Source organism: Faucicola sp. SE7633 (assembly GCF_059264685.1).
Genome location: NZ_JCADBW010000017.1, coordinates 1 through 11,207 on the forward strand (window position 1 = coordinate 1; position 11,207 = coordinate 11,207).

The window sequence follows — 11,207 nt, forward strand, 5'->3', positions numbered from 1 at the left end:
AATAAGGCTCGTCACCTTGGGTTAATGCAATTTCATACCAGTACTTTGCTTGCTAGCATAGTGCATAATTTAAAAACTGCCCTAGGCTTGAAGCGAAAATATGGGGTCGCTTAGGGTTATTGTGTCTGTTGGTTGGTAAAACTAGCCAATAGACGTTAATTTACGGCAATTTAGGAGGCTTTTATGCCAATTCGGTGACTTTTTTCGCTTCTTTAACACCAATTCCTGTTTTTAGTTGAGTTTGAAATTGGTGTCGAGAGATGGTCGCTGGTTTGTGCAAAGGTCTCTTTAATAAAATCGTTAAAATAATGCTTAGCACCAACATGCTGATAAATGGGGCATACACGCGCACGTTTTTGTTTTGTGATTCATAATGCACGTCGCCTGGCAGGTGACCAAACCAACCCAATGCATTAGGAAATACCCACATCACAAGTCCCACCAACAACAGCACCGCACCAACCACCAAGAATATTTTTGCCATTTTATGCTCACTTTATCATCTGCTTATGATGATGTTGTCATCAGATTGACTAACTTTTTTACTAACTTTATTGTAGACAAGTTGTGTTCAATGATTTGTTATTTAAGCGGTGTAATCGTTTGAAATTTTTTGACAGTTTTGTGATTTTTGTGTCGGTTTTTTCATTTTTTTGTCATCTTAGCCCATTACACTGTCGCAGTTTTTAATCGATAATTTTTAACGGATTTAACTTTAATCGGTTAATCATTACCGTTCATCAAAATATTTTTGGCAAGCATGTCTTTTTTATCAAAAATTTTTAATGCAATAACCAAAGTTTTAGCCAGTTAAAACTTTGGGTTTTTGTTGTGGGTCTGGATGGTCACAGGTAGGTAACCATCCAACGCGGTGAGCAGCATGGGTACAACGTAATTGGGCAATGGTAGGTGTCGGGCGGTCGTTATGAAGGTATCGGGCTTTAGTTTTACAAGCTTAGCGTCACGGGTGCTAACGATTTTGCTGCTGGTGTTTGTGGTTACACTGGCGATTGTGTATTTTATTATTGAGCAACGCGCCAAGCCTGAGGTGACAGACTTGGCATCTAAGGCCGTCATCGCAACGGGTGATGAGGCGGTCAATGGCATTATGGCGGATTTGGTGCAGATTGATAGCTTGTCAGATGCCGCGGCACGTCTAAGCGAAAGCCTGCCCAAAGATGCCGCGCTAATCAACACCAGTATCGGGCATTTGTTTGCCAATACCGAAGATCGCGTGATTGGCGGTGGGCTTTGGTATGACCCAACCATGTACCGTGCCGATGCCGAAGAGCAAGCTTTTGCATGGCGACGCGACAACAACGGAGCGATGCAGCCAAACCCAAGCTACGCTGACATCAACCCTGCCCGCGGCGGTAAAGGCGTGGTCAATGTGTTGGGGCTGACAAACGACGACACGGCCACCCCCAACAGCGCGGCAAATGGTGCGCCTGCCCAGATGGCAACGCCGTATTACCGCGATTGGTGGTATGTGCCTGCCATGTACGCCAACCATGACCACTGCGTATGGAGCCGTGCGTATATCCAAGCCGACAGCAAATTGCCGATGGTGACCTGTGCGCGCGCGATTTTTAACCCCAACACCCAAGGTTTTGAGGGTGTGTTGAGCTTTGATGTATTGCTTGAAAACCTGCAAGCCACCGTCAAAAAATGGCAAGACAAAACGGGCGGCTATGCGTTTTTGGTCGATATGAACAACAACTTTTTGACCTTTCCTGATGAGTCACTGGTCAAACAAGTCACCCAAGCCAATCCGCAAGGCGAGATGATGGACGTCAGCAGTTTTGCGCAAAAACACCCCAACTTTACACCGATTGCCCAAAGCCTTGAGCGCATCAACACTCAGCTGATTGATAAAGCCAAAAAGATGGATACAGGGCGGTTTGAGCACATTTCAAACAACATCGTCAGTAGCACCAATTTGCAGCGCACCACACAAAAAGAAGCCGATATCCTAACCGCGCTGTTGTTCACCAATGCGCAAGAAGACATTGATTTAAGCCAAGAGCATTTTGTCGAGCGCGTCGCATTGGATGATGATTTGTTGCTCAATCAGCCCTCAACGGCGTTTGTGTTCTCCATGCCGTTTATCAACTGGAAAATGGTTATTGTCAAGCCCAACAGCGAGCTTGTGGCATTTGCCAACGATTTGGGGCGGCAATTGTTCTGGTGGATTTTGCTGAGTATCATTCCGATTATGGCACTTAGCTGGTATTTGGTACGCCGTTTTGCCACCAATCCGCTACGCCGCGTGGCAACCGAAGTCGATGAAATGGGTGAATTGATTGAGCGCAAGCGCTACACCGAGCTTACCAAACACCAACTGCCTGAAGAAAATGTCAGTGAAATCAACACGATTTCTCGCGCGATGAACAATTTGATTCATCGCGTGGTCGAAAACGAGGGCGCACTGGCGGTGGCGTATGCTGATTTGGAAGCGGCCAACGAGGGCTTGGAGCAAAAAGTCGCCGAGCGTACTGAAGATTTGCAGATGGCGCTCAAAGAGCTAAAAGCCTCACAAGTGCAACTGGTGCAGTCTGAAAAAATGGCAACGCTGGGTCAGATGGTGGCAGGTGTGGCGCATGAAGTCAATACACCGCTGGGCTATGTGCGCAGTAACTTAGATTTGATTGGCGATAACCTATCGCGCTATGACGAATTGGTCGCCAGCACGTTTGCCCTAAAAGAACTGATGGCGGACGAGGCAGCCAACAATGACGACGTGGAAGCCGCACTCACAACAACGCTCAACATCAGCGATGATATCGTCAATGACCAAGTGGCAGATGATCTCAACGGCTTGATTGATGATGCCAAGTTTGGTGTGGAGCAGATTTCTGAATTGGTGGTCAATTTGCGCGACTTCTCACGCCTTGACCAAGCCAAGGTCAAAGAAGTCAATATCAACGACTGCGTACAAAGCTCCTTGACGATTGCGCGCAACAACATCAAGTACTTGGATGTGACCACCGATTTGCAAGCGACCACACCAATTAGCTGCAACCCATCGCAAATCAACCAAGTGCTCTTAAACCTATTCAACAACGCTGCGCAAGCCATGCCCGAGGGGCATCAAGGCAACATTCATATCAAAACTTATGAAAGCGCGGATGATGTGTTTGTCGATGTGGCGGATAACGGCACGGGGATGCCACCTGATGTCATTGCCAAGATTTTTGAGCCGTTTTTCACCACCAAAGCAGCAGGCGAAGGCACAGGTTTGGGCTTGGCGATTTCTACCCAAATCATGGAGCAGCACGGCGGTGCGCTAAGCGTTGAGTCTGAAGTGGGCAAAGGCACATGTTTTACCTTGCGCCTGCCTAAGCAACGTGCCGCCCAGAACACCGCGCCTACCAGCCAAGCCAAGCTATTGATTAGCGAGTAGCCGCGCTTTAACTGTATTTGCCCATCAACATCGAAGGTTAGCTTTAGCCTTCGATTGATTTTTTAGCCGACTAACTGCCAGCGACTGCTGAAACCGACAGATTACCGAGGAAACCATGGACACCAAACCTAAGATTGCGTTTATCGACGATGAAGAGCGTATTTTACGCAGCTTGCGGATGCACTTTCGTGATACCCATGACGTGTTTATCACCACCGATCCCGACCAGTTGATCGAATATCTAAAAAACAACGACGTGCAAGTCGTCGTTAGTGACCAACGTATGCCACAAAAGCTTGGCGTTGAGGTGCTCAAAGATGTCAAAGAAGTATCACCGCACACCGTGCGTATTTTGCTGACAGGCTATGCCGATTTGAACGCGGTGGTCAATTCCATCAATGAAGGTGAAATTTATCGCTACATCACCAAGCCGTGGCAAACCGACCAGCTCAAGCATACCATCAACCAAGCTACTGACATCGCGCTACAAACCAAGTCGGTGTTTAGCGAGCAGCCACAGGTAACTTACCAAGACGTCAGCAACCGCCATGTGTTGGTGCTTGATGACCATGAAGCGGTATATCAGCAGATGCAAAACGCGTTTGGACAATATGACATCCAATGGGCAAACTCACTGGATCAGGCGCAAGAATTGCTGGAGAAAACCAAATTTGGCGTGATGATTAGCGATGTATCATTGGGCGGTGAAAACATCGCGCCGATTATTTATTCGCTCAAACAAAACTACCCCGATTTGGCAATTTTGGTTTTGACTGAATTTAAAGACGCGCACACACTGATTGATTTGATTAACAAAGGACAAGTGTACCGTTATTTGCCGCGCCCGACCAATTTGGCATTGCTGCAGCTGAGCATCCAACGCGCATTTGAGCATCACGAACAGCTGGTTGCTCAGCCCAAACTACAAATGCGCCACCAAGTCGCCGAGGTCAGCGAAACCGAGAAACGCAGTTTTTCGGACAAGGTCAAGGGCTTTTTGTCACGTTTTCGCGGCAAAAAAACGCAAACCGCTTAGTACCAGCGGCTTGCCATCAGCGTTTATGGGTCGCCTATAAGCGCTTTTTTGTGTTATTTTGGCACAGTTAGGCGCGTGATACGACACGGCTTTTGTTTAATTTTAGCCAAGTTAAAGATATATTTCTTAATGTTGGTTAAGAAATGTCACCAATTAACCATGACACTTGCGCACCAAGACGTAAACCTTTTACACTAATTCAAAACAATAAGTTATCGATGTGTGGGTGGCTACACCCACCGACCTGCCAGTATTTGTCTAGGCAATTGTAAAGCTTTTATTTAAAAAACGTTTATTTAAAATAAATGCTAAGCCAAATACCAGCGTTTGACAATTTTCATCCATTATTTTTTAGCCAGCATTTTTAGCCAGAGAACTTACTATGAACGCGCCCAATAGCGAACCCATCACGCACAGCGGTGAGCATATCACCACCGCCGATTTTAGTATGACTATCAACGGACAAACCTATGATTTAAAAGGTGTGGATACGCGCACATCGTTGCTTGATTTATGCCGCAACACCTTGGCATTGACAGGCAGCAAAAAAGGCTGCGACCACGGGCAGTGCGGTGCGTGCACGATGTTGGTCAATGGCGTGCGCGTCAATAGCTGTTTGACGTTTGCCGTCATGCACGATGGCGATGAGATTACCACCATTGAAGGTATCGCACCGCCCAATGATTTAGAAAACGACACCGCGCCTGCCAAATTAGCACCCATTCAACAGGCGTTTTTGGACAATGATGCGTTTCAATGCGGCTACTGCACATCGGGGCAAATCTGCTCTGCTACTGCACTGTTCAACGAACTGCGCGAACGCTTGCCCAGCTATGTTTCGGTCAATCTTGACCAGCCGCTGCCCGATGATTTGACCCAAGCCATCAACCAGCACGCGCTACGCCAAGAAATTCGTGAGCGTATGAGCGGCAATTTGTGCCGCTGCTCGGCGTACCCCAATATCGTGCGCGCCATTGAGCAAGCGTTTGCCATCGAGCTTGACGCGCTTAAGCCGACCGATTTGACCGACAACCAATCAACCACGGAGGCAGATGTATGAAAGCCTTTGCCTATGAGCGTGCGCAAGACGTGCAGGACGCGGTTGCCCGTGCGCGTGACAGTATAACGCCTGTGCGCAGTTATTTTATCGCAGGTGGTACCAATTTGATCGACTTGATGCGCTATGACATCGAGCAGCCCGAGCGTTTGATTGATATTACCCATTTACCACTCAATGCCATTGAGCCTACCCCCGAGGGTGGTTTAAAAATCGGCGCGTTGGTCAGCAACACTGCCCTTGCCAGCCACCCAACGGTACGCCGCGATTATGCTGTGTTGTCACGCGCGTTGTTGGCAGGTGCGTCACAGCAGCTACGCAACAAGGCAAGCACGGCTGGCAATTTACTTCAGCGCACACGCTGCAATTACTTTTATCAATCCGACAGCCCATGCAACAAACGCCAGCCGCATTCTGGCTGCCCTGCCAAAGGCGGCGCACACCGTCAGTTGGGTATTTTGGGCATCAGCGATGCGTGTATCGCCACCCACCCATCGGATATGGCGGTTGCCATGCGTGCATTGGGCGCGCAGGTTGTTATCGCGCGTGCCAATGGTGAGCAAGACATCGTTGAGTTGGGCGAATTTTATCGTTTGCCCGAGGATACGCCACACATCGAGAACATTTTGCAAGCAGGCGATTTGATTACCCATGTGATTTTGCCGCCGCCTGCCCCATCAGCACAAGACAGCGTCCACGCTTATGACAAGGTACGTGACCGTGCGTCTTACGCGTTTGCTTTGGTATCCGTGGCATCGGCGATTGCCCACGACAACGGCAAAATCACCGCGATTCGACTGGCGTTTGGTGGTCTTGCCCCCATGCCGTGGCGTGATGCAGCGGTTGAGGATGCGCTGTTGGGCACGACTGGCGATGCGGTCAGCATTGAATACGCCGTCGCGCTATTACTCAAAGACGCGGTAACCGACGCGCAAACTGAATACAAAGCCATGTTGGTTCAACGCTTGCTACATCACGTTGTCACGCGTGCGCTGGCCACCCCAGCAGGTGTATCACCGCTATCTAGCGGCGTGAGTGATGTCACAGATCACCCGCTAAACGATCACCAAACCACCGCCAATGCAGCCGACCAACACGGAGGTGACGCATGAACTTGACCGATTTACTCAGCAATCATCAAGACTTAAGCAAGCAACAAAAGATGGATGAACCCGTCGATTCGCTGCTTGATAAAACCGCCAGTCAATTGGTTGGTAAGCCAATTAACCGCATTGATGGGCATTTAAAAGTCGCTGGCAAAGCACCTTACACGGCTGATTACGTCTTACCCAACATGGCGTACGGTGTGATGGTGGGTGCTACCATCGGTAAAGGCAAGGTCAAAAAAGTGCACGACAACACCGCACTTGCCATCGAAGGCGTGATCGCTGTCTTGCATGATGAGCTGTTTTTGCGCAACCCCCAACAAGGCACGGTCAAGAGAGCACCTGCCCAAACTGCCAGTGAGGTATTTTATCATGGGCAGCCGATTGTGTTGGTGGTCGGTGAGACACTAGAAGCAGCCCAACAAGGCGCGGCGGCATTGCAGATTGATTATGACAATGACGAGGCGCATGGGCATTTTGACTTTGAACAAGAAAAACCCCACAGCCAGTATATCAACTGGGTGACCGACAAAAACCAATATATGGGCAAGCCTGAAAAAACCTTGCCAAAAGCAGACGTTAGCGTTGATGTCACCTACACCACCCCAAGCCAAAGCAACATGGCAATGGAGCCACACGTGTCATTGGCCCAATGGCAAGATGGGCGGTTGGTATTGCACACCGCCAACCAAATGATTGGCGCAAGTCATGTGCAACTGGTCAAAGCCTTAAAAATCAAAGACGATGAAGCGCGCATGCTATCGCCGTATGTCGGTGGCGGGTTTGGTGCAAAATTGGGTATTTCATCGGAGTCTGTTATGGCGGCCTTGGCAGCCAAACAGCTTGATCGCCCTGTGTTGGTGGTGATGACACGCGCGCAGGTCATGGAATCAACCGTGCGCCGCAGCAACACTGAGCAACGCATTGGTTTGGGCGCAGACGCAGATGGCACGCTGCACACCGTGATTCATAACAGCTATGTATCAAGCTTACCAAGTGAGTTATTCTTTGAGCCGTGCGCGGTTTCCACGCATTTTTTATATCAAGGCGAAAACCGCGAAGTCAAATACCGCATGGTACGCATGAATCAAGTCTTATCAGGCTCAATGCGCGCCCCTGGTGAAGCCGCTGGACAACTTGCCCTAGAATGCGCAATGGATGAGTTGGCACATAAGCTTGATATGTGCCCAGTCAAATTACGCATTCACAACGAGCCTAAAGAAAATCCAAGTACAAACGTACCGTTTACCGCGCGTAAACTGGTCGAATGCATGCAGCATGGCGCGAAAGCATTTGGTTGGGACAATCGCCCTGCCGTCGCTAGCCGTATGGAAGGTGATTGGATGATTGGCTATGGCATGGCAGCTGCCGCGCGTAGCGACCAAGTCATGGCATCAGAGGCACGCGTTAGCCTAAACTTGGCAGGTACCGACACAGGCGTGCAAGCCATCGTCGAAACCGACATGACCGACATCGGCACAGGCACCTACACGATTTTGGCACAAATCGCTGCCGATTTATTGGGCTTGCCAATCGATTGCGTGGAGGTCAAATTGGGCGACAGTGACATGCCCACAGCCGCAGGCTCGGGCAGCAGCGCAGGCGCGAGCAGCTCAGGCAGCGCGGTGTATCTTGCCTGCCAAGCACTGCGCGAAGAGATTGCCAAGCTTGCCGATATCCCTGACGATATTTTGCAGCTTGCCAATGGCTGCGTGTACCCACAAGGTGAGCATGAGGCAAGTTTAGCTGAAAAATTAAGCGAAAAAATTGCCGACACCGTCACCGAAACTGTCAGCGATCTTAGCGAGACCATCAGCACCGCCGTCAGTGAGCTTGCCGAGCGCGTCGGCTTGACCGATGGCAATACGCAAAACGATGACCAGCAAGACGAACAAGCCACAGCAGCCCCGAGTAGCACCACGCTAAAGCACTTATTGAGAGAACATGCACCGCACGGCTTGTCAGCCCGAGGCAGTATTAAACCTGGTAAAAACGCCAAAACCCACCACCGTGCAGGCTATGGCGCGCACTTCGTTGAAGTTGGCGTGCACCGCGTAACAGGTGAAGTGCGTGTGCGTCGTATGCTAGGCGTGTTTGCTGCAGGGCGAATTTTAAATGAAAAAACCGCTCGTTCGCAGTGCATCGGCGGCATGACGTTTGGTGTGGGCGCGGCATTGATGGAACAAATGATGTACGACACCCGCAACGGACGACTATGCAACCACGACTTTGCCGAATACCACGTGCCAACCAACGCCGATATTCCTGACCTTGAAGTAGTATTTTTACCCGAGCGCGATGAATACGCCAACCCATTGCACGCCAAAGGTATTGGTGAGTTGGCGTTGTCGGGCGCTGGTGCAGCAATCAACAACGCGGTGTTTAATGCAACGGGTATTCGCGTGCGCGAATACCCGATCACCGCCGATAAACTGTTGGCGCAATTGCCATTGCTGTAAGAAACGACCAAGTGTTACGGGCTAAGCGCCGTAGACTCATTGTTATCCAGCGCTTTTTTATCAACCCCAATGACGCTAAGCCTGTACTTAGCGTCATTTTTCTTAGCTGTTTAAAAAAATTTTTGAAAAAATTGCAACGTTGTAAGGTTAAAAACCGTGCAAACTTTTTATGATACGCTAACCAACCTAGCACCCGACGCGCTCAGCGATGTGGTCGTCGCCACCGTCGTGCAAGTAGAAGGCTCTGCCTACCGCCAACCTGCAGCGCGCATGGTGATTTTTGCGGACGGGCAAAGCGTGGGCATGGTCAGCGGCGGCTGTTTAGAAAAACACGTGGTTCAGCGCGCATTTTGGCTGACCCGTGATGGCGCAAGCCTACAAACCTACCAAACCGACGCGCCCAGCGATGATGATTTGACACTCGCTGACATCGAGCACAATTTTGGCTTGGGCTGCCAAGGCACGGTGCATATTTTGTTTGAGCGTTTAAGCCATGCCAACGCTGCGCCACTGCTTGATACATTTGCCCAAGTCATGCACACGCGCGCGCCACAACGCATGGCAACGATTATTCGCGCCACGACTACCAACTGCGCCTTAGCAATCGGGCGGCATGTGGCATTGGCAGATGGTACGGATTTGGCGTGTGGCTTAGGTTTGGGTGATGGTTGGCGTTTGGTCAAACGCACACCTGCCAGCCGCAAAAGCCGTCATAGCATTGAGCATTGGCAGCAAACCAACATGACACAGGCACAGCAGTTTGCGGCACTTGTCGAAACCATCGAGCCGCCACCGCATCTTGTCATATTTGGGGCAGGGCAAGACAGCGCAGCACTGGTACAGCTGGCTAAATGGCAAGGCTGGCACGTCAGCGTCGTCGATGCACGCGCCGATCTGGCAAAACCTAGTCGTTTGCCATTGGCAGACGCGGTGCTGCATTTATCCCTTGATGACATCGAACACAATGCGCAACCTGTGCAAGATTTGCTCACCACCTACCCAAAAACTGCCGTGGCAATTTTGACCCACAGCCTGCGCCAAGACCAAGTTTGGCTCAAACACGCGCTGACCGCTAGCCCGTTGCCGTTGTATATCGGGCAGCTAGGCCCGCGCTATCGCACCGAGCAGCTTTTAACCGATTTGGCACACGCCTATCCCGAACTGCAACCAATTTTTGCACAGGCACAGCAGATATTGCACGCACCGATGGGTTTGCCGATTGGTGGCGACACGCCCGAAGCCGTCGCGCTCTCAACCGTGGCGCAAATTCAAGCCGCACTCAGTCAGCTTGCTGCCCCTACCTTGGCTTAATCTGATGCCGCGTTTGTTTGTCATCATTTTAGCCGCAGGTTTAAGCCAACGCTTGGGCATACCCAAGCAGTTAATCCACCAACACGGCATCAGCCTAATCAGCAAAACCGTGCAACAAGCACAAGCGTTATCCCCTGCCGCCATGCTTGTCGTCGCGCCTGCCTTAAATACGGCATGGGCAAAGCAGATATATGCCGAATTAGCTGGCTTATGCGTGACGATCATCGATAATCCGCAGCCATCTGCTGGCATGGCGCATTCGCTCAAGCTTGCCATTCATGTTTTGGCAAATACCACTTGCCGACGCGATGACCGCGTACTTATTTTGACCATCGACCAAGTAGCACTCACGGTAGACGATTTACACACGCTCAACCAAACGGCAGATAGCCATGAGCTCATGCTCAGCCGCTATGGCAAACAACCGATCTTAGGCGTACCTGTGAATTTATCGTGGGGATTTGTATACGATTCTGCTGCACGCCTACAAGGAGATAAGGGCTTGCGCGCGCTGTGGCAACAGCCAGCTGATTTGATTTGCAGCTGCTGTGGGGCAAATTATCGTTTAACAGCCGTAGACTTGCCGCATTTGGCGATAGATATAGACACCATGGCACAGTTTGATGGATTAAAACAGCGATTTAGTTTAACGTTGCCTGTTGTCTAGTTTTTACAAACATTAAAATAAAACTTAAAAGATTGTACGCCCATCAAGGCTCGAACTTGAATCTGTCGCTTAGGAGGCGACTGCTCTATCCTGTTGAGCTATAGGCGTAGGTGGATGATTTTAGCACAAAATCGCGCCAAAATCATGCACGCTATGTTGTGGCGTTAT

At 50.2% G+C, this 11,207-nt stretch carries 8 protein-coding genes, 1 tRNA gene and 1 pseudogene; 8 read left to right on the top strand and 2 right to left on the bottom strand.

Features of this window, described 5'->3' with window-relative positions:
* Positions 1 to 114, top strand: a pseudogene (locus AC5L4R_RS07355) (IS5/IS1182 family transposase); the annotation flags it as partial.
* A 67-nt stretch (positions 115 to 181) separates the two neighbouring features.
* Here AC5L4R_RS07355 and AC5L4R_RS07360 read toward each other — a convergent pair.
* A complete protein-coding gene (locus AC5L4R_RS07360; protein WP_494473286.1) occupies positions 182 to 484 on the bottom strand; it encodes a DUF2905 domain-containing protein in 303 nt (100 codons plus the stop codon).
* Positions 485 to 925: 441 nt separating this feature from the next.
* Between AC5L4R_RS07360 and AC5L4R_RS07365 the strand changes: the two genes are divergently transcribed.
* The 7 genes from AC5L4R_RS07365 (at position 926) to AC5L4R_RS07395 (ending at position 11,039) form a co-directional block, all read left to right on the top strand.
* The gene (locus tag AC5L4R_RS07365; protein WP_494473287.1) at positions 926 to 3,403 is read left to right on the top strand and encodes a sensor histidine kinase; all 2,478 of its coding nucleotides are present in this window, start codon (positions 926 to 928) and stop codon (positions 3,401 to 3,403) included.
* 115 nt (positions 3,404 to 3,518) lie between these two features.
* Positions 3,519 to 4,439, top strand: a complete 921-nt coding sequence (locus AC5L4R_RS07370) for a response regulator (protein WP_494473288.1) — start codon at positions 3,519 to 3,521, stop codon at positions 4,437 to 4,439.
* 382 nt (positions 4,440 to 4,821) lie between these two features.
* Entirely contained in the window at positions 4,822 to 5,499 is a 678-nt protein-coding gene (locus AC5L4R_RS07375; protein ID WP_494473289.1) for a (2Fe-2S)-binding protein, read from the top strand.
* Positions 5,496 to 6,608 carry an FAD binding domain-containing protein gene (locus AC5L4R_RS07380; RefSeq protein WP_494473290.1) on the top strand — a complete coding sequence of 371 codons (1,113 nt, stop codon included), beginning with the start codon at positions 5,496 to 5,498 and terminating at the stop codon, positions 6,606 to 6,608. The genes AC5L4R_RS07375 and AC5L4R_RS07380 overlap by 4 nt, the downstream gene beginning before the upstream one ends.
* Positions 6,605 to 9,061: a molybdopterin cofactor-binding domain-containing protein gene (locus AC5L4R_RS07385; RefSeq protein ID WP_494473291.1), complete on the top strand. Its 2,457-nt coding sequence runs from the start codon at positions 6,605 to 6,607 to the stop codon at positions 9,059 to 9,061. The genes AC5L4R_RS07380 and AC5L4R_RS07385 overlap by 4 nt, the downstream gene beginning before the upstream one ends.
* A 156-nt stretch (positions 9,062 to 9,217) precedes the next feature.
* Positions 9,218 to 10,372: an XdhC family protein gene (locus AC5L4R_RS07390; protein WP_494473292.1), complete on the top strand. Its 1,155-nt coding sequence runs from the start codon at positions 9,218 to 9,220 to the stop codon at positions 10,370 to 10,372.
* Positions 10,373 to 10,376: 4 nt separating this feature from the next.
* Positions 10,377 to 11,039, top strand: coding sequence for a nucleotidyltransferase family protein (locus AC5L4R_RS07395; protein WP_494473293.1), 663 nt, complete (start codon positions 10,377 to 10,379; stop codon positions 11,037 to 11,039).
* A gap of 35 nt (positions 11,040 to 11,074) precedes the next feature.
* Here AC5L4R_RS07395 and AC5L4R_RS07400 read toward each other — a convergent pair.
* A tRNA-Arg gene (locus AC5L4R_RS07400) sits at positions 11,075 to 11,147 on the bottom strand.
* Positions 11,148 to 11,207: the final 60 nt, after the last annotated feature.

What these genes read in the sequence shown, in the direction of transcription:
- AC5L4R_RS07360 (WP_494473286.1), bottom strand. Translation starts at nt 484, where the DNA reads ATGGCAAAAATATTCTTGGTGGTTGGTGCGGTGCTGTTGTTGGTGGGA.
- AC5L4R_RS07365 (WP_494473287.1), top strand. Translation starts at nt 926, where the DNA reads ATGAAGGTATCGGGCTTTAGTTTTACAAGCTTAGCGTCACGGGTGCTA.
- AC5L4R_RS07370 (WP_494473288.1), top strand. Translation starts at nt 3,519, where the DNA reads ATGGACACCAAACCTAAGATTGCGTTTATCGACGATGAAGAGCGTATT.
- AC5L4R_RS07375 (WP_494473289.1), top strand. Translation starts at nt 4,822, where the DNA reads ATGAACGCGCCCAATAGCGAACCCATCACGCACAGCGGTGAGCATATC.
- AC5L4R_RS07380 (WP_494473290.1), top strand. Translation starts at nt 5,496, where the DNA reads ATGAAAGCCTTTGCCTATGAGCGTGCGCAAGACGTGCAGGACGCGGTT.
- AC5L4R_RS07385 (WP_494473291.1), top strand. Translation starts at nt 6,605, where the DNA reads ATGAACTTGACCGATTTACTCAGCAATCATCAAGACTTAAGCAAGCAA.
- AC5L4R_RS07395 (WP_494473293.1), top strand. Translation starts at nt 10,377, where the DNA reads ATGCCGCGTTTGTTTGTCATCATTTTAGCCGCAGGTTTAAGCCAACGC.